The organism is Nocardia jiangxiensis NBRC 101359 (assembly GCF_000308615.1).
Lineage (GTDB): Bacteria > Actinomycetota > Actinomycetes > Mycobacteriales > Mycobacteriaceae > Nocardia > Nocardia jiangxiensis.
The window spans coordinates 1-22,524 of record NZ_BAGB01000046.1; the positions used below are offsets into that span (position 1 = coordinate 1).

Consider the following 22,524-nt stretch of genomic DNA (forward strand, 5'->3'; position numbering starts at 1 on the left):
CACTCAGCACGAAACTCGCCTCGCCCCGACATCGCCGCGACGCCCATCGACCAACGTGACTCAGTGCGAGGCTTGGGTCGCCCCGATATCGCCGCAGTGTCCATCGAGCAGCGTGATTCGGCGCGAAGGCCGAGCTCGGTAGTCGCACGGTCGGCGTCAACGATGCTCGCGCAGGAACAGGGCGACGGCGTCGGCGGCGAGCGGATCGGCCAGTTCGGCGGGCGCCCGGCCCGAAGTGATGAGGGTGGCGACGCCCTGGAGGGTGGCGATCAGCAGCAGGCGCAGCCGGTCGGGATCACCGGACGGGAGCGCGCCGGTTCGCTGCCCCTCGGCGATCAGTTCACCGGCGGTGGCGAACAGGCGCGCGGGCCCTTCCGCCGGAACGGCGTGTCCCACACGGGTTTTGGCGGCGAACATCAGATCGACCAGCGCGCCGTCGCGGGTGGCGAATCGGATGTACGCGATCGCCGCAGCCCGCAGACGTGCCGGGTAGTCCGCACCGGCCCGATCGGTCGCGGCGCCGATCTCCTCGGCGAGACGATCGAATCCCACCCCGGCCAGGGCGTCCAGCAGCGCCTGCCGATCGGGGAAGTGACGCCGCGGCGCCGCGCTGCTCACCCCTGCCCGCCGGGCGAGTTCACGCAGCGACAACCGATCGATGCCGTCGTCCCGAAGCGTTCGTTCGGCCTCGGCGAGCAGCACCGACCGCAGATTGCCGTGGTGATAGGCGTGATCGCTCATGATCGTCACCTTAACATTCACATGTAACCACCGATTACAATGTACTCATTGACTACAATGTAGTCGGTGGTTACATTGTAGTCATGACTACTTTTCACGGTGTGGATCTGCCCGACCTGTCCGGAACCACGGCGGTGGTGACCGGAGCGAACAGCGGAATCGGACGGTCGGTATCGCAGGCGCTCGCCGCCGCGGGCGCGCGGGTCGTACTGGCGGTGCGCAGTATCGAGCGAGGACATACAGCCGCGCCCGGAATCGGCGGCGACACCGAGGTCCGCGAACTCGACCTCGCCAACCTCGATTCCGTGCGAACCTTCGCCGCGGACTGGGACGGCCCGATCGATCTGCTGATCAACAATGCGGGCGTGTCCGGGCCGAGCCTGACCCGCACGACCGACGGGTTCGAGTCGAAATTCGGCATCAACCATCTCGGCCACTTCGCGCTGACGAACCTGCTCCTGCCGGACATCACCGGCCGAGTCGTCACCGTGTCCTCACAGGCCGAACGGCTCGCCCGGCTCGATTTCGCTGATCTCAACTGGGAACAACGCCCCTACCAAGCATCCCGGGCATACAACGACTCCAAGTTCGCGAACCTGCTGTTCACCGCCGAACTGCATCGGCGACTGACCGCGGCCGGATCGGGCGTCCGGGCGCACGCGGCACATCCCGGCCTGGTCGCGACCGACATCTACCAGCACGACGGCCCACGACGCCCGATCGACCTGATGTGGTCGGTCGTACTCGGACTGCTGGCCCAGGATGCGGACCACGGCGCACTGCCGGTGCTGTACGCCGCTGTCGCCGACATCCCCGGCAACAGCTTCACCGGTCCCCGGCACCTGGCGCACATGCGCGGCGCGCCGCAACTCATCGACCGCTCCGAACCGGCACAGGATCCCGAGCTCGCCCGCCGCCTCTGGAACGTCTCCGAACAACTCACCGGCGTCGGTTTCCCGCTACCCAGCGGTACCGGCACGCGATGAGACACATCTTCATGTCCGTACCTGCGACAGAAGTATCGAGTTCCACATCGACGTCTGCCGTGATCGCAGTTGCCCGATATCGGCGCCGGTTTCAGACCCTCGGACGCAACAGGGCGCGTATCGCCGACGGCGGATAGCCGACCTGTGCGCGCAGCGTTCGCGCGAGATGGGCCTGGTCGGCGAAACCCAGCTCCGCGGCCAGATCGGCCAGGCTCCGGTCGGACCGTTCGATCGCGTCCAAGGCGCGCGCGACGCGAAATCGATTGCGGTAGGCCGTGATCGACTCCCCCATCTCGCGCGAGAACGCCCGGCTCAGCCGGAACGGCGAGACCGCCAGCCGCTGTGCCAGCGGTACGAGTCCGGCCGCGGCCGGATCACGCTCCCGGATCGCCTCCCGCGCCGCGGCGACCAGTCCGCGATCCCGACGTCCGGACGCGTCCGGGAGAGGTCCGGGCACCGCGCGCCGCACCGCGACAGCCAGCAGCCCGATCAATTCCTCGGCCAGCGCGAAGTCCTGATCACCGGTCCGCGTCGCAACCAGGCATCGCCGATGAGCGAGGTCCAGCCGTCCGTCCACGGCAATCGCCGTCGCCGAAACGCTCCCGGAGCCAGCCATCGATCGCCACAGCGCGGAATCCACCGTGACGGCGGTGCACACGTCACCGCCCGCCGGATGGGCGAACTGCTCCGACTGCCCCGGCGTCGCAAGATACGCGCACAGGCGATCGACTTCGACGGTTCCGGCATGCCCGCGCCTGCGGAATCGGCCACTTCGCACCATCACCAGCCGATGCACCGACGACGATTCGGGCTCCGACCAGCCCCGGTGACATCCGTCGCAGACGACAGTGTGCACCGCGTAACGCGGCCGCACGGCGAGGGCTGTGGAGGTGAGCACGGACCGACCGTACGCCGGAGGTCCGACAGGTTTGCGGCGCAAGAATGTTCAAGACGCGAGCCGAATCCGCGCGGCACACTCGGACCGTCCCGGACAGCGCCGCTGTCCACCGCATCCCAACACCCGGAGTGATGACATGGCAACCGTCCGAACCGAATTCGAGATCGCGGCCGATGCCGCCGACATCTGGGCGGTGATCCGCCGATTCGACACCGGCCCGCTGCGGATGGCGCCAGGGTTCGTCACCGACTGCACCGCCGACGGCGATCATCGCCGCGTCACGTTCGCCGACGGCACCGTGGTGCACGAGCGACTCGTCTCGGTCGACGAGGACCGTATGCGCGTGGCCTACAGCGTCGTCGGCAGCGATGTGACGCCCGAACACGACAACGCCGTCATGCAGGTGGTCCCGCTCGGTCCCGGGCGCAGCCGATTCGTCTGGCTGCGCGACCTACTGCCCGCCGAGATGGGCGAAGGCTTCCTGGCCGCCATGCGCGCGGGCAGCGAATACATCGAGCGAACCCTCGCCGCGAACGGCGCGGATGCACACCTCACCTGAAACGGATCACGCTCCGATTATGTTAGTGTGGTTCGAATAAACGGATCATAGTCCGTTTCGACGCGCGATCGCGGAGCCGAGGAGCCGAGAAGCATGCAGCAACACAGCACTCGAACGCCGGCGAGCACGAGCAGGGCAGTTCGGCTCGAGTCATTCGGCGGCCCTGAAGTCCTGGACCTCCACGAGGTACCCGCGCAGCGAGCCGGTACGGGACAGATTCGCGTGCGAGTCACCGCAGCCGGACTGAACCCGATGGACTGGTTCATGACCTCCGACGCGGAAACCGCCGCCCGGTTCGGCCTGAGCCTGCCTGCCGGGTTCGGAACCGACTATGCCGGGGTGGTGGACCAAATCGGTGACGGCGCAACGGGATTCACGACCGGCGACAGAGTGTACGGCGGCGCGCTTTCCCGCGCGGTCGCCGACTTCGTGATCGTAGCAGCGGCAGGCACCATCGCGGAGGGCGGCGACGCCCACCACACCCCCGACGGCATCGACGACCGCACCGCCGCCACCCTTGCAATAGCGGGCTGCGCAGCCGCCGCCGCCCTCGCCGTCGTCGATCCCGGACCGGGCGACACGGTACTCATCGGTGGCGCGGCCGGTGGAGTCGGAGTGTTCGCCGTCCAGTTGGCGCGCCTCGCGGGGGCGCGGGTGATCGGGACGGGATCGGCGACATCGTCGGACTTTCTGCGCAGCCTCGGGGCCGAACCGGTTGCCTACGGCGACGGCCTGGCCGACCGTGTTCGTGGCCTCGCCCCGGGCGGCGTCACCGCAGCGATCGACCTGCACGGGACGGAGACAGCGCAGGCCGCACGAGAACTCGGCGTCGCGGACGCGCGCATCACCACCATTGCCGCCCAGATCGACGGGATCACACCGGCCAACGGCGCCAACGCCGCCCCCGGCGCCCTGGAAGAAATCGCCCGCCTGGTCGCGACGAATGAACTCCGGGTACCGATCGCCGCACATTTTCCGGTCGAGCAGATCCGCGCCGCCGTCGAGCTCCAGGCCGGTCGCCACGTGCACAGCAAGGTCGTCATCGACCTCCAGGGAATCTCAGGGGCGCGACGCTTCCCGGGACCGGGCGCTGGAGCTACGGATTCTGCGGGGTTCGTGTGGCGATGACGGCCGCGGGGATGCGGGCTCAGACGAGTCCGTGCTCGACCAGGCTGCGGCCGGTTTCCTCGATCGTCTCGGGTATCGAGCGGAGAGGCCGGCCAAGGAGCGCCTCGGCGGGCCCCCGGTCGAAGCGTTGCGCCAATCCGATGAGCCATCGGTTGTCGCGCAGCTGAGGTTCGAAGATGCTCGCGACCCAGGTCAGCCAGGTCGGCATCGCGCGGGTGGGCATCTTTGCGCTCACCTCGGGAAGCCTCTCCCGCAGCACCGCGGCGACGTCGATGAGCGATGACGGGTCCGTGGCGAGGATCGTGCGGGTGCCGCCCGCGGTCTCGGCGGTCATGGCCTCGATATGTGCGTCGGCGACATCCCGCACGTCGATCCAGGGAAGTCGCAGGTCGGGAATCATCGGCAGCGCCCCTGCCAGGATCTGCTGGATCGCCGTGACCGAGGTTCCCGGGTCGTCGGAGAGCAGAGGGCCGATGACCCCGCCCGGATTGATGACGGCGAGACTGTCGCGCGCGCCGCGTCGCTCGGTGATGTCCCACGCCGCGCGCTCGGCCCGGACCTTCGAGGTGACGTAGGCGCCGAGCCCGCGCTGCTCGAGCGGGGTCCAGTCGGATGCCGTGAAGAGGTGATCCTTGCGCGCCGGGGCGTACTGCACCGTCGCGAGGGCGGAAGTGACCACCACGCGGTCCACGCCCGCAGCGAGCGCGGCGTTGATCGCCCTGGTCGTGCCCTGGACGGCAGGACGGATCAGATCATCCGGGTCCTTCGGCTTCGCCGTGACGAAGGGGGAAGCAACGTGCTGCACGAAACGACACCCTTCGGCCGCGGCCGACCAGCCCTCGTCCGAGAGCAGGTCGAGTTGCACGATCTCGAGCAAGGCGTCGTCCGCGACCGCCGCCATCGCAGCGCGCACCTCGCCGGCTCGCGCCGGCGACCGCACCGACCCGCGGACCGCATACCCCCGGCGCAGCAGCTCAGCGGCGATGTGACCGCCGATGAATCCCGAAATGCCCGTGACCAGAACCGTGTCCGCCATGTCCACCCAATCGATCTGCCATCTTGACAGTGAGTAGTTTACGGACGATCTACTCAATGTCAAGATGTAGGCATCATGATGACCGAGGAGCCCAGGACCGGCGATCGCTACCATCACGGCAACCTGCGCGCGGCGCTGCTCGACAGCGCGCTGGACGTGTTGACCGAGGGCGGCGTCGCCGGCTTCAGCATGCGCGAGGCAGCGCGGCGGGCCGGTGTGTCGCAGTCCGCGCCGAAGCACCATTTCGGCGATGCACGCGGGCTGCTCGGCGCACTCGCCACGCGCGCCTACCGCCAGCTGTGCGAGCGCCTCGAGGCGGTCGAGCTCTCCGGACGCGATGTGCGCGAGCGGGTGACGGCGCTCGCACTCGAATATGTTGCGTTCGCGCGGGACAACCGCGCGCTGTTCGACCTCATGTGGCGCATGACGCAGTTCGACTACGACGATCCGGAACTGGCCGAGCAGAAGCACCGCGCCCTGTGCGCCCTGGATCGCGTCCTGCGCGGCACAGATGCCGCGCCGACGTCCGGCGAGGATCCCGCGCTGGTGCAGAGCTACGCAGTGTGGTCGCTGGTGCACGGCTACACCACCCTCGCACTGGAGGGAGCGATCGGCGAGGAAGCCGCCGACCCCTTGGCGAACGACCTGCTCCCCGCGATGCTTCAGCTCGTCGATGTCCGCCCCGGAGATCCGCGGTAACCGACGAACGCCCCACGTCGTCGTGTCACCGATGTCCTGATGGAGAACCGTCACCGACGTCCTGCGACACGGCACGGAGGTTCGACTCACCAGACATCGATGGTTGAACATATGTTCGATAGAACGTAGATTCGAGCGCATGTCGGTACCGCTGCAGGGATCGTTGCTCGACGGATTCGAGGAGATCACGCTCGGTCCGCTCGACGGGGTGCGCCGGGTGAACCTGTCCGACGGCGCGTGGGTCGATGTGCTGCCGGGCTGGCTCGGCGGCGCCGATCTGCTGTTCGATCGACTCGTCACGGCGGTCCCGTGGCGCGCCGATCGTCGGCAGATGTACGACCGGGTGGTCGACGTGCCGCGGTTGCTGCGGTTCTACGAGGAGGGCCGGGAATTTCCGGACCCGGCGCTGGAGACCGCGCGAATCGCCTTGAGCGAGCACTACTTCGACGAACTGGGCGAACCGTTCCGCACCGCCGGGTTGTGTTATTACCGGGACGGGGCGGACAGCGTCGCCTGGCACGGTGACACCTCCGGTCGCGGCGCGACGCACGACACGATGGTGGCCATCGTCTCGATCGGCGCGCCTCGTGCTCTGCTGCTGCGTCCCCGCGGCGGCGGCGAGAGCCTGCGGTATCCGCTGGGGCACGGCGATCTGATCGTGATGGGCGGATCCTGTCAGCGCACCTGGGAACACGCGGTGCCCAAGACCCGCCGCGCGGTCGGACCACGAATCAGCATCCAGTTCCGTCCACGCGGCGTGCGATGAGTCCCGCCCCGGCGAGCGGCCCACGCCCTGCCCCCGTTCGGTCACCGTAATTTCGCCTACCGATGGGTCACTTCGTCGGTCCCGCCCGATAGATTGGGGCCATGAACGCGACAGGGGCGGGAATTCTGGCCGTGATGCCGCTGCACACGATCAGCGAGGTGCACGGCGAGGAGGGGCTGCGCCGCAGGCTCGCCCTCGAGTCGGCGAAACTGGACGAGCCCGAACGCGTCGGCGCGGCACTCGAATTGGTCTCGGACCTGCATCGCGACGACCGGTACGGTCGCGAACCCTACCTGAGCCACCTACTGCGCGTGGCGATCCGGATCGTCAGCCACTACGAGGTGCACGACACCGATCTGGTCGTGGCGGCCCTGCTGCACGACGCGGTGGAGGACCACGCACCCGAGCTCGCGGGCGGCCGAGAAGGATCCGAGACCGAGGCCGCCCTGGCCGCGGTGCGCGAACGTTTCGGTGAACGGGTCGCCGAACTCGTCGCCGCGGTCACCAATCCCGCCCGCGAACCGGGTATCGATCGCAATCACCAATACCGCGCGCACATCGCCACGAGTCTGGAGAGCGATCCGTGGGCACGGGTGGTGAAGCTGTCCGACTTCACCGACAACGGTGTCGGGATCCTCTACGCCACGAGCCCGGCCATGGAGAAGCTCGCGATCAAATATCGCCCGCTCACCAGCGTCTACCGCGATCTGGTCACCCGGCCCGACACCCCGCTGGCCGCACACGTCAAGCAGCACATACTCGACCAGCTCGATCTGGCCGACGAACGTTTCGCCGCCATCCTCCAGGAGAACTGACCGCCGCTGTCCCGATGCGCCCGACAGTGATTCGGTCCGCCGCGCATCGGTGATCCGCCACCCTTTCGGATGATTCGGGGTGCGGCGCGGCCGAGAACGCGAGACCATCACCGGGCTCGGCGTTTGGCAAATGGAAGGACCTCCGGCGGATGAACGGCATCGATCGGATCGCGACGAACCTGGAGTCACATCTCACGATCACGGTGCTCGCCGCCCTCGGCGCGTTCGTGGTCGTCTGGGGTGCGATCTGGGCCGTGCGATCGGCCCGGCGTCGCGGACTCACCGGAGAACAGGCGGGCACGCTGCTCGCGGCCGCGATCGCGACGGGTGTCAGCGCGCAGGGCATGTGGGTGTTCTTCGACAAATCGCTGCACCTGACGTTGTCGCTGCGGATCATGTTCTTCGCGTTCCTCGAGATCATGGTGCTGACCTCGGCATTGCGGGCCCGCAGCGCCCAGCAGGTCAGCGGCAGCGCCGGAATCGACGGCGTCGCCATGTGGGTGCTCACCTGCTTGTCGGCGGTGCTGGCGGCCACCGATGCGGACAATGCCGGCACAGTACTGATCCGCTTGTCCGCGCCGTTGGTCGCGGCGTGGGGATGGGAACGCAGTATGGCCCTCGAACGTCGCCGCAGCGGCGCTCTGGGCGGAATCAATTGGCGCATCACACCCGAACGCATGCTGATCCGGCTCGGCATCGCGGATCCCACCGACCGCACCGCAGGCGAGGCCGCGCGACAGCGCCGCCTGATCGACGTCGCCCTGGCCGCCGATCACGCGCGCACCTTGCGCGAGACCGGCGCCGGATCGCGACGGATCAACCGAGCCCGCCGACACCTGCAGCGGGTCATGCGCCGCGCGGTCGAGGACGGCGGCCTGGTGGACAACGCCCGCGCACCGCGGACGGTGCTGATGGACAATCTGCGCATCCTGTCCGGCACCGGCGCACTGGTGGATCTGGATCTGCCCAGTCCGTGGATCCTGGACGAAGAATCCGACGCCTCGACCAGCGGGATATTCGCTGCCCCGGCACTCGTGGCCTCGGGCGCGGCAGCCGACTCGCATGCGGTCGTGTCGGACGAGATGTCCCCCGTCTCCTCCTCGGCAGCGCAGAACTCATCGGAATCAGCGAGCGCACAGGCGATTCCAGGGGAAGGGATCGCGTCGTCCGATCAGGCGGCATCGTTGTCGGCCGCGCAGGAAGAGAGCCGCACCCAGCCCGAACCTCGGATGCCCGCACCGGCAGCGCCGAATTCAGCGGCGGGACAGTCGACTTCGCCGACAGAGCAGATGTCGTCGGTCGAGCAAGCGCAACGGTCGGCACCGATGTCCACGACGGAGCAGATCCCTTCCGCGTCGACGGAAGGCCGACCACTTCCGGTGACCGCACAGACCCCGGCAAACGGCCGACCGCTCTCGCCGACCGCACAGACGCAGGAAGCAGTCCACTCGGCCCCGGCAACGTCACAAACCCAGGAGGTGGCGTTCCCGGAGACCCCGCGGACTCAGGAAGCGGGACAGCCACTCCCGGCGACCGCACAGATTCCGGAAGCGGGCCAACCGACCCCGGCAGCGGCACAGACCGCGGATCCAGGTCGGGCACTCCCGCCGACAACGCAGAACCCAGCAGACGAACAGGACCTCTCGGCAGTGACGCAAACGCTGCCGACGGTACAATCACGCTCGAATACGGCCTGGACATGGCAAGCGGGGCAAGCACTTCCGCCGATGGCGCCGAACCCGTCGGGGCAGACACCGGCGGACGCCGGATGGACGACACCCGCGGAATCCCCGGAACAGGAGTACGCCGAACCTGCCGGACCGTACACGGCAACGGCGACACCCACCGCCTCACCGCAGACAGCTCAATCCGAACCCGGTCAGGCCAATCGTCAGTACCGGCGCGATCCGGCGTTCCGCGAGCGCGTGCGCGAACTCCACGCCGACAACGCGCCGACCAGCGAGATCGCCGCGCAACTGGGCACGAGTTCCCGCACCATCCGACGCATCATCGCCGATCTGGGCGCCGAATCCGATACCTCGGGGCGGCAGAACCGCAATCCCGCACAGGCCGCGGTATCGAACTGGCACAACGGTTTCCGCGTGCTACCCGGTGGAAATACCACCACCGCACCGGGATCCGGCGGCGCCAAGGGCACGGCAGACGAGCGGCCCCCGCACCGCACCGATCGCTCGATGGAGCAGTGACCGACCACCCGGCGGTGATTCCGCCGGGCGCATTCGGCCACGCTCAGGAGTGATCGCGCGACAGGATGAAGAAATACGGGTCGCTCATCCCGCGCATATCCATCACGCCGAGCAGCGTATCGCCGTCGACCAGGCGGAAGCAGTCGATGATCGGCAGGTGGTCGTACACCATCGCCGCGCCGACCTTGCCGCGGAATTCCAGGTCACGCAGCCGCGCGCGCGGCGATCCCGCGCGCAGGGCCGGACGCAGCAGCGGCAGCAACCGTCGGCAGAATCGCACGCCGGCCAGCGGAATCCGGCCCGCGAGGGCGAGCGGGACGCGGCGCGGGTCGACCGGGAAGATGCGTTCGTCCGGTCCGGCGAACAGCAGCGGTTGCACGCTGTCGGCGCTGTCGAATTGTTTGCCGTACCAGCCGGATCCGACCAGCACACCCTTCCACGGATGTCCGGTGTCCAGTTCGCCACCGCGCCAGCGGCCGGTGGTGATCTCCTCGACGCGAACTCCGGGGAGGCTGTCGAAAAGTTCCCACGCCTGCTGCGGGGTGCAGCCCGTGCCGCGCAGTTCGTCCAGCCGCGCCGCGGGTGTGCCGATACCGGCCACGCCAGCCTCCTCGATTCATGCGAAAGAAAGAACAATCGACTCTCACAATATCTCGACACGCCGAGACCGCGAACACGTCCGTCCCCTGCGGAGGATCCCTTGACCTCGAGTGCGGTTGAGGTACCAGGATGATCACCGACCCCGGTCCGCGAATCCGCCCGATGCGGTCGCGGAACACCCCGTCGTCCTTTCGTACACCCGTCGGCGGGGTTCCGGGGCACACCTCCGGTGCGCTGCACACCGGATGCGGCATCGCCCGATGGCTACGCTGGATCACGTGCAGTCGAGCCTTCTGTCACATGTCGCCGCCGCCAACGACCTGACCGGCCGCTGGTGCGAACGGGCGGGAAGTGACGACTTCGTCCTGTCGGGCTGCGGAATCTGGCCGCTGCTGGGCATTCTCGCCGAGGCCGCCGACGAACCCGCGCGATCCGAACTCGCCGCCGCCACGTCGATCGCGGCCGACGAGTCGAGAGCCGCCGCGCTGGCCTTGCTCGCTGAAATCGCCGATGCCGACTCGACGTCCGCCGCGCTCGGTGTCTGGGTCGACGCGGACCTCACCCTGCACGAGGCATGGGTTCGCGCCCTCCCGGAGGGCACCGTCGAGAAACTGACCGGCCGAGCGGCCCTGGACTCCTGGGCCGACCGCCACACCGGCGGGCTCATCGATCGCTTCCCGCTCGACGTGCAGCCCGACACCCTGATGGTGCTGGCCACCGCGATCGTCGCGAAGACGGCGTGGCGCACACCGTTCCACGACGACGTGTTCGAACCCACGTCGGGTCCCTGGGCGGGCCATCGCGGACCGGGCCTGTCCCGCAATTCCGAAACCCTAACCGACACAGCCCTACTCGCCACACCGGACCCCGTGACCAGAGTCGTCGTACGCGGTAGCGGTGACCTGGACGTACACCTGCTCCTCGGCGACGCCTCCCCCGCCGAGACACTGCGAGCCGGACTCGGCGTCCTCGACGGCTCGGTCGAGGTGAATTCCGCTCTGCATGTCGGCGACACCGGCCCCGGCCTGACCGTCCGGCAGACCCGCGCGGTGGCCGACACCCTGCGAATCCAGTTGCCGCCGTTCGAAATCCATTCCGCACACGATCTGCTCGCTCACCGCGATCTGTTCGGCCTGCGCACCGCGACCGACCCACTGGTCGGACACTTCCCGGCCCTGTCCGACACACCCCTGTGCGTCGACGCCGCCGCACAGAACGCCCGCGCCCGATTCACCCGAGAAGGTTTCGAGGCCGCCGCGGTCACCGCCGTCGGCATGGTCCGCGCCGTCGCATTCCGCCGCCCCCACGCCACGACCGAAATCTCTGTGACCTTCGACCGGCCCTTCGGGTTCCTGGCCGTCCACCGCCCGACCGGATTGGCCGTCGTGGCCGGATGGGTGGCCCATCCCCCGCACGCCACCGGATCGCGCTGACCCCGCAGCGATTCCCCCGATGTTGCCCGGACGTCCTCCCAGGACCGGTCGGAACGCGTCGGCGGGCTCTGGGATGATGTCTGCGATGCCCGAGCAGACTGAAGTCGACCAGCGGACCACGACCGCGCGAACAGTGCCGATATCCGCGAGACTGCGCCGGGTAGCTCTGCTGGACTGGATTCGATTCGCGCTGCTCGTTGCCGGGTTGCTGTGCGTGGCAACGGGTTTGCTGCCGCGCGCCGAGGCCGCCAGCAATATGCGCCGGATCGCGCCGCTGCTGTTGTTCCTGGGCAGTGTGATCGTGCTGGCTCAGCTGGCGCGGCGGGCGAGGGTGTTCGACGTGATCGCGCATCGGGTGGCGATCCTGGGGCGCGGAAACTACGCGGCGTTGTTCGTGCTGTGCGTGCTGTTCGCCACGGCGACCACCACCCTGCTCAACCTCGACACGACCGCGGTGCTGCTCACGCCGGTGATGCTGGCCCTGGCCGGGCCCGCCCGGATCACGCCGCTACCGCTGGCGATGACCACGCTGTGGCTGGCCAACACCGCGAGTCTGCTGCTGCCGGTCTCCAACCTGACCAACCTGCTCGCGGCGAACCGGGTCGGGCTGGACGGCGTCGGATTCGCGGCGCGCATGTGGGCGCCGCAGCTGGCCTCGGTGCTGATGACGATGCTGGCGCTGTGGATCTGGTACTGGCGGCGGCGCCGCCGAGGCGCGGACCGCTACGTTCCCCCGCAGCCGGTGCGCGCGGCCGATGCCCGCGAACGCGTCCTGATGTGTGTCACCGCGGGCGCATGCCTGCTGTTCGTGGTCGCCATCCCGCTCGTCGGCGACAGCATCGGCCTGGCCGCGGCCGCGGCGGCACTGCTGGCGATCGCGGCCTTCGCCGTCCTGGATCGTCGCGTGCTGCGCTGGTCTCTCATCCCGTGGCAGCTGCTGATCTTCGTGGTCGGATTGTTCCTGGTGGTTCCGACGCTGAGCCGATTCGGCCTCTCGACGCTGATGCACACCCTGATCGGTGACGACCCCGGCGTGTCCGGGGCGCTGCGTGCCGCGGCCGCCGGAACCGGACTGTCCAATATCGCGAACAACCTGCCCGCGTACACCGCGGGCGAGGCGGTGATACCGACCGGGAATCGGAATCAGTTGCTGGCGTTGCTGATCGGCACGAACGTCGGATCGGTGGTCACGCCGTGGGCATCCCTGGCCACCCTGCTGTGCCTGGAATTCTGCCGCATCCACGGCGTGCGCGTGCCGATGCGCCGATTCCTGGCCACCGGACTCGCCCTGGCCGTCCTCGCGACCGCGGCCGCCGTCGGCGCGCTGCTGATCACTGGCTGATCGACGCAGATAATTCCCGTGGTCGGATGTTCCGCAGGCGTGGCATTGTGGGAGCCGGTTCCCTGTTCGCGATTTTCTGGGGGTTGGTGTGAGAAAATTCGTTCCCGTCATCGGCCTGGCATTCTGCTGCGCGGTGGGCATCGCGGCCCCGGCGGCGAACGCCGATGCGTGGACCGACGGCCAGGTCAAATGGGCGAACTGCAAGGACGCCGGGCATTCGGACGCGTATTGCAATGCCCTGCTGAACGGTAAGCCGTCGCCCGCACCCGCCCCGGCGTCCAGCGGATCCACCGGATAACACCGGTCCGCTACCACCTGCACCGGGCCGGGTGCAGATCTCGTCCGCTCACCGCGGCGCGAGCACCGAGGACACCAGATCCCGCATACTCTGCCGGATCCGTTCTCGCCCCACCGTCTGCCTCGCGCGAACGACCATCTCGCTGCCCAGTGGCGCCATCAGCAGGGCCGCGGTGGTCTCCGCATCCAGCTCCGGCCGCGCCTCACGCAACAGGCCGGTGATGTGCGCCGCCCAGAAGGCGTGCAGTTTCTCCCGTTCGGGATGTTCGGGCAACGTCTGATAGGCGACGACCAGGTCGAGGTTGTCCAGCGCCAATTCCGTCATCGCGTCGAAGTACGCCAATAGCCGTTCCGCCGCGGGCGCACCCGGCCCGAGCGGCGGCGGACCGTGCACGACCGCCTCGCGCAACGCGAACGCGCGTTCCCCGACCAATTCCTGCAGCAGCCCCGCCCGAGAGCCGAAGCGATGGAAGATTGTCCCCTTGCCCACCCCGGCGGCGGCCGCCACGCGCTCCATCGTGACTCCGGCCGCACCGTGCTCGGCGAACAACGCCGCAGTCGCATCCAGGATCGCGCGTCGATTGCGCGCGGCGTCGGCGCGTTCCTTACGGGGTTCGCCGGACATGCCGTCCCTTCGTTGACAACTTGACCGACGGTCCATATCGTCGGAACGAAACTTGACCGTCAGTCCACTTATGGAGTTTCAATGCAAGCAATCCTAATGACCGCCGTCGGCGAGCCCGAGGTACTCCTCGCCCGCGAGGTGCCGGACCCACACCCCGGCCCCGGCGAGATCCTGGTGCGGGCCACCGCGATTCCGGTGCTCTATCCGGAAATCGCCCTGCGCGCAGGCATTTTCCCGATGGTCGCCGAACTTCCCGCGGTATTCGGATTCCAGGCGGCCGGATCGGTCACCGAGATCGGGCCCGGGGTGGATGCCGCATTGTTGGGAGCACGAGTCGTCGCGGTCACCGCGGGCTCGGGAGCGTATGCGGAAATGGTTTGCGTGCCAGCGGAATCCGCGATCGTGATCCCGGCGCAACTGCCGACCGAGAAGGCAGCCGCAGTACTGATGGGCGGATCGGTCGCGACGGCTCTGCTGCGGCGGGCAGCACTCACCGGCACCGAAACGATCCTGGTCCAGGCCGCGGCCACCGGTGTAGGCGGCTATCTCACCCAGCTGGCAAGGGAATTCGGCGCGAAACACGTCATCGCCACGGCGGGCGGGGACAAAACCGACCGTGCCCTTGCGCTCGGCGCGGACGAGGTCCTCGACCACCGCGACCCGCACTGGACGCGGCGGCTGCGAGACATCCTCGCAGGCAACACGATCGATGTCGCGTTCGAAGCGATCGGCGGCTCGTCCGCGGCGGAACTCCTGGATCTCATGACACCGCTGCACGGCCGGATGCTCGGCTACGGCTCCCTGTCGGGAGAGCCCACCCCCATCACCGCCACGGACCTGCTCGCCCGCGGCCTCACCTACACCGGCTGCGCGGGTCCGGCCTGGCTGAATTTCGTCGCCACCACCCGCGCCGAGGTGCTCGAGCGCGCCGCACAGGGCGGACTGGAGCCACTGATCGACCGGACACTGCCGCTGGATCGGGCGGCGCACGCGCATCGACTGGTGCAGGACCGGCAGACCACCGGAACGATCATCCTGCAACCGAATCCGACTGCCCCATAACGCAATCGGGCCGAAGCCCCGGCTCGGCGGGATCCTCGGCCCGATCGCGGAACGACTCCGCGGGTCCGGAGAACTACTCCTCGGACCCCGAAACCGGCGTGCTGCGAGTGGCCGCCGCGGCCGCGCGGACCTGCGGAGCCACCCGAACCACCTGGCCCAGAACGCCGTTGATGAAGCTCGGCGAATCGTCGGTGGACAACTCCTTGGCCAGCTCCACCGCCTCGTCCACGGCCACGACCGGGGGAACGTCGTTGGCGTGGAACAACTCCCACACCGCGACCCGCAGGATGGCGCGATCCACGGCGGGCAGCCGCGAGAGCGTCCAGTCCTGCAGGTACGACTCGATGGTGCCGTCCACCCGGTCCAGATCGTCGGCCACGCCCTCGACCAGCGTGCTGGTGTACGGGTTCACCGGTGCGACCGAATCGTCGCCGGTGGACAACTGCACCCGCTCGGTGATCAACTCGGTCACGTCGATGTCGCGCGCCTCGGCCTCGAACAACAGGTCCACCGCGCGCCGACGCGCCTTGTGCCGGGCGCCGAGCTTCTTGTACTGGGACTTCTTGTCCCCGGGCTGATCGGCCACAGTCGCTGGCTTCCCTCGGGTCAGGAGTTGACGCGGCTGATGTAGGAACCGTCGCGAGTATCGATGCGCAGCTTGTCACCCTGGTTGATGAACAGCGGCACCTGCACCTCGGCGCCGGTCTCCACGGTGGCCGGCTTGGTGCCCGCGCTGGACCGGTCGCCCTGCAGGCCCGGCTCGGTGTGGGTCACCACGACGTCGATCGCGACGGGGAGTTCGACGTACAGCGCCTCGCCCTCGTGCATCGCGACCTGGACGCTCATGTTCTCCAGCAGGAAGCCCGAGGACTTGCCCAGGACCGATTCGCCCAGGTTGATCTGGTCGAAGGTGTCGCCGTCCATGAAGATGTAGTCCGACCCGTCGTGGTACAGGTAGGTCATATCGCGGCGGTCGACCGTCGCGGTCTCGACCTTCACCCCGGCGTTGAACGTCTTGTCGACCACCTTGCCGGACAGCACGTTCTTCAGCTTGGTGCGCACGAATGCGGGCCCCTTGCCCGGCTTGACGTGCTGGAACTCGACAATCTGCTGAAGCTGATTGTCGATCTTCAGCACGAGGCCGTTCTTGAAGTCGCTGGTGTCCGCCACTGTCCTCGGATCTCCTGTTCTCGGGCCGCGCGTCAATCGACGACGGTCAGGTCTTTGCTGGTGAGCGTGAGCAGCTCGGGACCCCCCTCGCGTACCACGAGGGTATCCTCGATCCGGACACCGCCGCGGCCCGGGAAGTACACACCTGGTTCGACGGTCACCGCCACGCCACCGAGCAGTGTACCCGTGCCCGTTTTGGCGAGACCGGGCGCTTCGTGGATCTGCAGACCGACGCCGTGTCCCAGTCCGTGCACGAACAGCTCGCCGTGCCCTGCCGCCTCGATCACACCCCGTGCGGCCGCATCGACCTCGGCGCATCCCACACCCGGTTTCAGCGCCTTGCGCCCGGCCCGCTGCGATTCGCGAACCAGGTCGTACACCTCGCGCTGCCAGTCGTCGGGCTCGCCGAGGACGAGAGTGCGGGTCATGTCCGAGTGGTAGCCGTCGACGACCGCACCGAAATCGAGTTTCACGAAATCGCCCGCGGCCAGCACCGCATCGGTGGGGCGATGATGCGGCACAGCGGAATTCGCGCCCGCGGCGACGATGGTCTCGAATGCCACCGCTCGAGCGCCGTGCTCGAACATCAGCCATTCCAGATCCCGCGCGACCTGTCGCTCGGTGCGGCCGGGCCGGATACCGCCGCGCTCGAGCAACGCGGCCAGCGCCGCGTCGGCCGCCGCGCAGGCCGCGCGCAACCGATCCACCTCGTAGTCGTCCTTGACCATGCGCAGCTGTTCCACCAGGCCGGGCGCCGCGACCAGTTCCAGTCCGGTGGCCTGGTCGACGAAGCCGCGGTGCTGGTCGACCGTGACGACGTGGCTCTCGAAACCGACGCGCCCGGTCTGCCACTCCCCGGCCAACTCCACGATCCGGCGCGCGCTGGCCCGCGCGATCTCCGCGCGCAGATCCGGCACCTGCTCGCCGACCTGCGTGATGTACCGGCCGTCCGTACAGATCACGGTGCGCGCTTCGGGCGTGTCCCAGGCGTAGACCAGCAGGGCGGCATTGGATCCGGTGAATCCGGTCAGATACCGGATGTTCACCAGGTCCGTCACCAGCAGGGCATCGACCCCGTTCTCCACCAGCAGGTCCCGCAACGCAGCCCGGCGGGCTGCGTGGTCGGGGCGCCGGGCACCGTGATCAGCAGACATGGTCTCAACGCTACCGCTGTCCGGCCCGAACATCCCCATGTCGTATCCCCATACTGCTGCACAGCCCGGCCGGAACGGCCACCCGCTCGGCGAGCTGGGCGAATGCCCTTCTCCGCAGAATTCTGAAGCGTTATTTATTCACAACTTCGAAGTTATCCACATTTGCTGGTCGCAGCCCCCGCGGACCATTCGGTACGGGCACGATGAGCTCATGTCCGTCCTCGCCGTCGCCGCATTCCTCGCACTCACCGGATGGTGCGTTGCGCTGAGCGTCATCGATCTGCGTGAGCGCCGCCTGCCCAACGCGCTCACCGGACCGGGTGCGGTAACCGTACTGGGTGCCGCGGCGGCCACCGGACGCGGCACCGCCGCGGTGCTCGGCGCACTTCTGCTCGCGGCGCCCTATCTGGTGATCCATCTGGTGTTTCCGGCCGCCTTCGGAGCGGGTGATGTGAAACTGGCGCTCGGTCTCGGCGCGGCGGCGGCCTGCGGCGGCGCGCAGGTGTGGGTGTGGGCCGCACTCACCGCACCCGTACTCACCGCGCTGGCAGGTCCGCTAGTGCGAGTGCGCGCGCACCCGGCCCGCGCCGCACCCGCGGACCGGGCCATTCCGCACGGACCGGCTATGTGCCTGGCGACCCTCGGCGCCCTGCTGCTGGCGCGCTGACCCGGCCTCGATCGTGCCCGGCCGGGCCATCGGCGGCCTGCGGCACCATGCCCGCGTAGCTGCGATTTCGCCGTTCGCACGCAGGCCCGTCCAGGGTCACACCGGACCGCGATCCCGCACGACGCCGGGCCAGATGTCCGGCCAGCGGTCTTGACGTGGAAAGATGGAGGGCGTGCTGCGCTGGATAACTGCCGGAGAATCCCATGGTCCCGCCCTCGTCGCGATCCTCGAGGGGATGGTGGCCGGTGTCGAGGTGAGCTCTGCCGATATCGCGGGACAGCTGGCGCGGCGGCGCCTCGGCTACGGCCGCGGCGCGCGCATGAAGTTCGAAGCCGACAAGGTCACCGTGCTCGGCGGGGTCCGGCACGGCCGCACCATGGGCGGACCGGTGGCGATCCAGATCGCGAACTCCGAGTGGCCCAAGTGGACCGAGGTGATGGCCGCGGATCCGGTCGACGAGGCCGAACTCGCCGAACTGGCCCGCAACGCCCCGCTGACCCGCCCTCGCCCCGGGCACGCCGACTACTCCGGCATGCTCAAATACGGATTCGACGACGCGCGCCCGGTGCTCGAGCGCGCGAGCGCCCGCGAGACCGCCGCACGCGTCGCCGCCGCCACGGTCGCGCGGCAGTTCCTGCGGCAGGCTTTCGGCGTGGAGGTCATCTCGCATGTGGTGTCCATCGGCACCGCGACCGCTCCGGCCGGGGTCGTCCCCACCGCCGCGGACCTGCCCGCGATCGATGAGAGCCCGGTACGCGCGTTCGACAAGGCCGCCGAGGCGGCGATGATCGAGGAGATCGAGGCCGCGAAGAAAGACGGCGACACGCTCGGCGGCGTGGTCGAGGTCGTCGTGGAGGGTCTGCCGGTCGGGCTGGGGTCGTTCACCAGCGGCGAGAATCGCCTCGACGCGCGCCTGGCGGCCGCGCTGATGGGCATTCAGGCGATCAAGGGCGTCGAGGTCGGCGACGGTTTCGAGACCGCGCGCCGGCGCGGCAGCGCCGCACACGACGAGATGCGTCCGGGCCCGGACGGGATACTGCGCTCGACGAACCGCGCCGGTGGCCTGGAAGGCGGCATGACCAACGGCGAACCGCTGCGGGTGCGTGCGGCGATGAAGCCGATCTCGACGGTGCCGCGGGCGCTGGCCACGGTCGACATGACCACCGGCGACGAGGCGGTGGCGATTCACCAGCGCTCGGACGTGTGCGCGGTGCCCGCCGCCGGTGTGGTCGCCGAGGCGATGGTCGCGCTGGTCGTGGCGCAGGCCGCGCTGGAGAAGTTCGGCGGCGACTCGCTACCGGAGACCATCGGCAATATCGACGGCTACCTGAAGCGGATCAGCACCCGCCCCCATGTGCCATCGGGCTCCGCGGTCTCATGACCTGCGAGACCGGCCCGCACCGGCCCTGCGTGGTGCTGGTCGGGCCGCCGGGCGCGGGTAAATCCACGATCGGCCGCAAACTGGCCCGTGAACTCGGTGCCGAACTGGTCGACACCGACGCGGTGATCGAGGCCGAGACCGGACGCTCCATACCGGAGATCTTCACCACCGACGGGGAACCCGAATTCCGGCGCATCGAGGAGGATGTGGTCCGCCGGGCCGTGGAGGCCGGTGACGGCATCGTCTCGCTGGGCGGCGGCGCGATCCTGTCCGCGGCGACGCGCGCACTGCTGCGCGGGCGGACCGTGGTCTATCTGGAAATCAGTGTCGCCGAAGGACTTCGGCGCACCGGGGCGGCCACCCACCGGCCGCTGCTGGCCGGCGCCGACCCGTCGGCCAAATATCGCGAACTCATGCAGACCCGGCGTCCGCTGTATCGCGAGGTCGCCTCGGTCCGGGTGCGCACCGACGGCCGCAGCCCCGGCCGGGTGGTGCGCAACATCCTGGCCAGGCTGGGACTCGAACCCGTCGAGCCGGTGGTGACACCACCTCCCGCCGATACCGCCGCGGCCCCGGCTGCCCGCAAATCCCGGCGACGCCGTCGCGGCGGCCGTTCCCGCGGAGCGAACAAAGCTGCCGCACAAGCGGTCTCGACCACTGAGTCGCAGGACTCGACCGACGCCTCGACCACTCGGACGTCCGATACCGCCGAGCAGAACACGCCCGCGACGGATGCCTCGGCCACCGGCGGTGCGACGAGCACCCGCCGATCCCGCCGATCCCGACGTGGCGGCCGTCGCCGTTCGAAGAGTCAGCGCCCCGCCGCGACCACACCGGACGCCTCGACCACCGCCGCCGATTCGCAATCCGAATCCACTGCCGCGCAACCGGTTCCGGATCAGGCGTCCGCACCCCCACGGCGAAACGCCTCCCGCGCCGATTCCGGCGCGGCGCACCAGGCCCGCTCGGGCACATCCCGGTCCAGGACACGCGCCACTCCCCCGCGACCGTCCACCGAGACCACCACAACGCCCGCGCGCGAGGACGCCGCACCTCCGCGCGCGACCGGAGCGCGACGTTCCCGCGCGGCCAAACGCCCCGCCGGACCCCCCACTCCGAGACCGGCCCCCGAGTCCGCGGCCCCCGACCCCGAAGGCCGGACCTCCGTCCCGAATACCACCAGCGCACACCGGGATTCGGACGACGCGACAGGCCGGTCCCGGTGGAGCCGGGCACGCCGCGCACGCACCCTACGAGCACAACAAGAATCGGAGCAGACCGCATGACCGACCCGATCCGCATCGACGTCCGCACCGCAGCGCCGTACCCGGTGATCATCGGGCGCGGCCTGCTGGGCGATCTCGTCGAACAGGTGACCGGACGTCCCGCCGTACGCACCGTCGCCATCTTCCATCAGCCGCCGCTGACCGAAACCGCCGAGGTGGTTCGAAAAGCCTTGGCCGACAAGGGAATCGACGCGCACCGCATCGAGATACCGGACGCCGAAGCCGGTAAGGATCTGCCGGTGGCCGGTTTCTGCTGGGAGGTACTGGGCCGGATCGGGCTGACCCGTCAGGACCTGGTCATCGGCCTCGGTGGCGGCGCGGCCACCGATCTGTCCGGATTCGTGGCCGCCACCTGGATGCGCGGTGTGCAGGTCATCCACATTCCCACCACCCTGCTGGCCATGGTGGACGCGGCCGTCGGCGGCAAGACGGGCATCAACACCGAGGCGGGCAAGAATCTGGTCGGCTCGTTCCACGAACCCGCCGCGGTCATGGTGGATCTGGCCACCCTGGAGACGGTGCCGCCCAACGAGATCGTCGCCGGGATGGCCGAGATCATCAAGACCGGATTCATCGCCGACCCGGTCATCCTCGAACTGATCGAACGTGACCCGAAGGCGGCACTGGATCCCGCCGGGGATGTGCTGCCGGAGCTGATCCGCCGTTCCATCCAGGTCAAGGCCGATGTGGTCGCGGCGGATCTGAAGGAATCCAGTCTGCGGGAGATCCTGAACTACGGGCACACCCTCGGCCACGCCATCGAGCGTCGGGAGCGGTACCGGTGGCGGCACGGCGCCGCGGTGTCGGTGGGTCTGGTCTTCGCCGCGGAACTGGGCCGTCTGGCCGGACGCCTGGACGACGCCACCGCCGACCGGCATCGCGCCATTCTGACCAGCGTGGGCCTGCCGACCAGCTACGACGCCGACGCACTGCCGCAGTTGCTGGAGGGTATGCAGACCGACAAGAAGAATCGCGCGGGCATGCTGCGTTTCGTCGTCCTGGACGGTCTGGCCAAACCCGGCCGTCTCGAGGGCCCCGATCCCTCGTTGCTGGCCGCCGCCTACGCCACCATCGCCCGCGAGGACGCACCCCAGGGCGGCGCGATCCTGCTGTAGTCACGGCCGCACCGACAAAAGCGAAATGCCGTTCCGGATCGAATCCGGAACGGCATCGTCGTTTCGAAGGGTCAGGCGGGACTGGCGGCGTGATCGGTCGACGGCTGCGCCGACCCCTTGTCCGCCTTGTTGTTCTCCCGGGTGACCAGGAAGCGCCCGAGTGCGACGCCCACCATGGCGGGGATGAAGATCATCAGCACGATGAACGCGGCGCCCGCGGTGATCTCGAAGCCCAGTCCGTTGTCACCGAGATCGAAGGACGGGATGTAATCCAGGGCCCAGGCCACCACGCCCGAACCCAGCCCGCCGACCACACCGGCCTTGAGCCAGCGCATGGTCAGATCCGCACGGCCACGCTCGGGATCCGGGTTGGCCCGCCGATCACCCCGACCATCGGCCAGGCCCCAGGCCACTCCGGCGGCGATCAACACGATCAGACAGACCAAGCGCATCCAGGCGCCCTGGGTCGGCCAGTAGATCATCCCGAAGCCCAGCAGGGTTCGCAGGACAACCGTCAGCACGCCCAGACCTACGGCGCGTAACACCCACGCATTCAT

At 68.9% G+C, this 22,524-nt stretch carries 22 protein-coding genes and 2 pseudogenes; 15 read left to right on the forward strand and 9 right to left on the reverse strand.

The annotated features are described in order from the left end of the window. Window positions 1-156: 156 nt before the first annotated feature. Window positions 157-741, reverse strand: coding sequence for a TetR/AcrR family transcriptional regulator (locus ON40_RS19540; RefSeq protein WP_040825159.1), 585 nt, complete (start codon window positions 739-741; stop codon window positions 157-159). Window positions 742-824: 83 nt separating this feature from the next. On the opposite strand from ON40_RS19540, the gene ON40_RS19545 reads away from it, so the two are divergent. Next, entirely contained in the window at window positions 825-1,727 is a 903-nt protein-coding gene (locus ON40_RS19545) for an oxidoreductase (RefSeq protein WP_040825009.1), read from the forward strand. A gap of 91 nt (window positions 1,728-1,818) precedes the next feature. On the opposite strand, the gene ON40_RS19550 is transcribed toward ON40_RS19545, so the two are convergent. Further along, window positions 1,819-2,625 (reverse strand): helix-turn-helix domain-containing protein, encoded by an 807-nt coding sequence (locus ON40_RS19550; protein ID WP_040825010.1) that lies wholly within the window; start codon window positions 2,623-2,625, stop codon window positions 1,819-1,821. Window positions 2,626-2,761: 136 nt separating this feature from the next. On the opposite strand from ON40_RS19550, the gene ON40_RS19555 reads away from it, so the two are divergent. Next, window positions 2,762-3,184 carry an SRPBCC family protein gene (locus ON40_RS19555; RefSeq protein ID WP_040825011.1) on the forward strand — a complete coding sequence of 141 codons (423 nt, stop codon included), beginning with the start codon at window positions 2,762-2,764 and terminating at the stop codon, window positions 3,182-3,184. Window positions 3,185-3,277: 93 nt separating this feature from the next. Continuing rightward, window positions 3,278-4,234 (forward strand): annotated as a pseudogene (locus tag ON40_RS19560) (NADP-dependent oxidoreductase); the annotation flags it as partial. Between the two features lie 97 nt (window positions 4,235-4,331). On the opposite strand, the gene ON40_RS19565 reads toward ON40_RS19560, so the two are convergent. After that, window positions 4,332-5,348: an NAD-dependent epimerase/dehydratase family protein gene (locus tag ON40_RS19565; RefSeq protein WP_040825012.1), complete on the reverse strand. Its 1,017-nt coding sequence runs from the start codon at window positions 5,346-5,348 to the stop codon at window positions 4,332-4,334. Between the two features lie 75 nt (window positions 5,349-5,423). Here ON40_RS19565 and ON40_RS19570 point away from each other — a divergent pair, with 75 nt between their 5' ends. From ON40_RS19570 to ON40_RS48225, 4 genes are all read left to right on the forward strand, one after another. After that, window positions 5,424-6,047 carry a TetR/AcrR family transcriptional regulator gene (locus tag ON40_RS19570; protein WP_051193313.1) on the forward strand — a complete coding sequence of 208 codons (624 nt, stop codon included), beginning with the start codon at window positions 5,424-5,426 and terminating at the stop codon, window positions 6,045-6,047. Window positions 6,048-6,186: 139 nt separating this feature from the next. Continuing rightward, window positions 6,187-6,813: an alpha-ketoglutarate-dependent dioxygenase AlkB gene (locus ON40_RS19575; RefSeq protein ID WP_040825013.1), complete on the forward strand. Its 627-nt coding sequence runs from the start codon at window positions 6,187-6,189 to the stop codon at window positions 6,811-6,813. Between the two features lie 101 nt (window positions 6,814-6,914). Further along, window positions 6,915-7,628 (forward strand): HD domain-containing protein, encoded by a 714-nt coding sequence (locus ON40_RS19580; RefSeq protein ID WP_040825014.1) that lies wholly within the window; start codon window positions 6,915-6,917, stop codon window positions 7,626-7,628. A 149-nt stretch (window positions 7,629-7,777) separates the two neighbouring features. Beyond that, window positions 7,778-9,835 carry an MHYT domain-containing protein gene (locus ON40_RS48225; RefSeq protein ID WP_051193314.1) on the forward strand — a complete coding sequence of 686 codons (2,058 nt, stop codon included), beginning with the start codon at window positions 7,778-7,780 and terminating at the stop codon, window positions 9,833-9,835. 43 nt (window positions 9,836-9,878) lie between these two features. On the opposite strand, the gene ON40_RS19590 is transcribed toward ON40_RS48225, so the two are convergent. After that, window positions 9,879-10,436 (reverse strand): DUF4334 domain-containing protein, encoded by a 558-nt coding sequence (locus ON40_RS19590; protein ID WP_373281938.1) that lies wholly within the window; start codon window positions 10,434-10,436, stop codon window positions 9,879-9,881. 277 nt (window positions 10,437-10,713) lie between these two features. Between ON40_RS19590 and ON40_RS19595 the strand changes: the two genes are divergently transcribed. From ON40_RS19595 to ON40_RS19605, 3 genes are all read left to right on the forward strand, one after another. After that, window positions 10,714-11,868 (forward strand): serpin family protein, encoded by a 1,155-nt coding sequence (locus tag ON40_RS19595; protein ID WP_040825164.1) that lies wholly within the window; start codon window positions 10,714-10,716, stop codon window positions 11,866-11,868. An 85-nt stretch (window positions 11,869-11,953) separates the two neighbouring features. Then, on the forward strand, window positions 11,954-13,210 hold the full coding sequence (locus ON40_RS19600) for an SLC13 family permease (protein WP_051193315.1): 1,257 nt from the start codon (window positions 11,954-11,956) through the stop codon (window positions 13,208-13,210). Between the two features lie 88 nt (window positions 13,211-13,298). Continuing rightward, on the forward strand, window positions 13,299-13,508 hold the full coding sequence (locus ON40_RS19605) for a hypothetical protein (RefSeq protein WP_040825015.1): 210 nt from the start codon (window positions 13,299-13,301) through the stop codon (window positions 13,506-13,508). Window positions 13,509-13,556: 48 nt separating this feature from the next. On the opposite strand, the gene ON40_RS19610 is transcribed toward ON40_RS19605, so the two are convergent. Then, window positions 13,557-14,132: a TetR/AcrR family transcriptional regulator gene (locus ON40_RS19610; RefSeq protein WP_040825016.1), complete on the reverse strand. Its 576-nt coding sequence runs from the start codon at window positions 14,130-14,132 to the stop codon at window positions 13,557-13,559. An 81-nt stretch (window positions 14,133-14,213) separates the two neighbouring features. On the opposite strand from ON40_RS19610, the gene ON40_RS19615 reads away from it, so the two are divergent. Then, the gene (locus ON40_RS19615) at window positions 14,214-15,194 is read left to right on the forward strand and encodes a quinone oxidoreductase family protein (RefSeq protein ID WP_040825017.1); all 981 of its coding nucleotides are present in this window, start codon (window positions 14,214-14,216) and stop codon (window positions 15,192-15,194) included. A gap of 73 nt (window positions 15,195-15,267) precedes the next feature. Here the strand turns inward: ON40_RS19615 and nusB are convergent, their stop codons facing one another. The 3 genes from nusB to ON40_RS19630 are packed head-to-tail and all read right to left on the reverse strand — an operon-like array spanning window position 15,268 to window position 17,518. After that, window positions 15,268-15,780, reverse strand: coding sequence for a transcription antitermination factor NusB (gene nusB / locus ON40_RS19620; protein ID WP_040825018.1), 513 nt, complete (start codon window positions 15,778-15,780; stop codon window positions 15,268-15,270). Between the two features lie 20 nt (window positions 15,781-15,800). Beyond that, window positions 15,801-16,364, reverse strand: a complete 564-nt coding sequence (gene efp, locus ON40_RS19625) for an elongation factor P (protein ID WP_040825019.1) — start codon at window positions 16,362-16,364, stop codon at window positions 15,801-15,803. Window positions 16,365-16,396: 32 nt separating this feature from the next. Next, the gene (locus ON40_RS19630) at window positions 16,397-17,518 is read right to left on the reverse strand and encodes an aminopeptidase P family protein (protein ID WP_040825020.1); all 1,122 of its coding nucleotides are present in this window, start codon (window positions 17,516-17,518) and stop codon (window positions 16,397-16,399) included. Window positions 17,519-17,729: 211 nt separating this feature from the next. Here ON40_RS19630 and ON40_RS19635 point away from each other — a divergent pair, with 211 nt between their 5' ends. The 4 genes and pseudogenes from ON40_RS19635 to aroB all read left to right on the forward strand — a co-directional run bounded on the left by ON40_RS19635 (window position 17,730) and on the right by aroB (window position 21,967). Then, on the forward strand, window positions 17,730-18,185 hold the full coding sequence (locus ON40_RS19635) for a prepilin peptidase (RefSeq protein WP_040825021.1): 456 nt from the start codon (window positions 17,730-17,732) through the stop codon (window positions 18,183-18,185). 172 nt (window positions 18,186-18,357) lie between these two features. Further along, entirely contained in the window at window positions 18,358-19,566 is a 1,209-nt protein-coding gene (gene aroC, locus ON40_RS19640) for a chorismate synthase (RefSeq protein ID WP_040825166.1), read from the forward strand. Then, window positions 19,563-20,081, forward strand: a pseudogene (locus tag ON40_RS51225) (shikimate kinase); the annotation flags it as partial. The gene aroC and the pseudogene ON40_RS51225, both read left to right, overlap by 4 nt. 767 nt (window positions 20,082-20,848) lie before the next feature. Then, window positions 20,849-21,967 carry a 3-dehydroquinate synthase gene (gene aroB / locus ON40_RS19650; protein WP_040825022.1) on the forward strand — a complete coding sequence of 373 codons (1,119 nt, stop codon included), beginning with the start codon at window positions 20,849-20,851 and terminating at the stop codon, window positions 21,965-21,967. 71 nt (window positions 21,968-22,038) lie between these two features. Here the strand turns inward: aroB and ON40_RS19655 are convergent, their stop codons facing one another. Further along, window positions 22,039-22,524, reverse strand: coding sequence for a B-4DMT family transporter (locus ON40_RS19655; RefSeq protein ID WP_040825168.1), 486 nt, complete (start codon window positions 22,522-22,524; stop codon window positions 22,039-22,041).

Coding starts and splice junctions, on each gene's coding strand:
- ON40_RS19545 (WP_040825009.1), top strand. CDS start 825: ATGACTACTTTTCACGGTGTGGATCTGCCCGACCTGTCCGGAACCACG.
- ON40_RS19635 (WP_040825021.1), top strand. CDS start 17,730: ATGTCCGTCCTCGCCGTCGCCGCATTCCTCGCACTCACCGGATGGTGC.
- ON40_RS19575 (WP_040825013.1), top strand. CDS start 6,187: ATGTCGGTACCGCTGCAGGGATCGTTGCTCGACGGATTCGAGGAGATC.
- ON40_RS19615 (WP_040825017.1), top strand. CDS start 14,214: ATGCAAGCAATCCTAATGACCGCCGTCGGCGAGCCCGAGGTACTCCTC.
- aroB (WP_040825022.1), top strand. CDS start 20,849: ATGACCGACCCGATCCGCATCGACGTCCGCACCGCAGCGCCGTACCCG.
- ON40_RS19565 (WP_040825012.1), bottom strand. CDS start 5,348: ATGGCGGACACGGTTCTGGTCACGGGCATTTCGGGATTCATCGGCGGT.
- ON40_RS19655 (WP_040825168.1), bottom strand. CDS start 22,524: ATGAATGCGTGGGTGTTACGCGCCGTAGGTCTGGGCGTGCTGACGGTT.
- ON40_RS19570 (WP_051193313.1), top strand. CDS start 5,424: ATGATGACCGAGGAGCCCAGGACCGGCGATCGCTACCATCACGGCAAC.
- ON40_RS19555 (WP_040825011.1), top strand. CDS start 2,762: ATGGCAACCGTCCGAACCGAATTCGAGATCGCGGCCGATGCCGCCGAC.
- ON40_RS19600 (WP_051193315.1), top strand. CDS start 11,954: ATGCCCGAGCAGACTGAAGTCGACCAGCGGACCACGACCGCGCGAACA.
- ON40_RS19580 (WP_040825014.1), top strand. CDS start 6,915: ATGAACGCGACAGGGGCGGGAATTCTGGCCGTGATGCCGCTGCACACG.
- ON40_RS19610 (WP_040825016.1), bottom strand. CDS start 14,132: ATGTCCGGCGAACCCCGTAAGGAACGCGCCGACGCCGCGCGCAATCGA.
- ON40_RS19540 (WP_040825159.1), bottom strand. CDS start 741: ATGAGCGATCACGCCTATCACCACGGCAATCTGCGGTCGGTGCTGCTC.
- ON40_RS48225 (WP_051193314.1), top strand. CDS start 7,778: ATGAACGGCATCGATCGGATCGCGACGAACCTGGAGTCACATCTCACG.
- ON40_RS19630 (WP_040825020.1), bottom strand. CDS start 17,518: ATGTCTGCTGATCACGGTGCCCGGCGCCCCGACCACGCAGCCCGCCGG.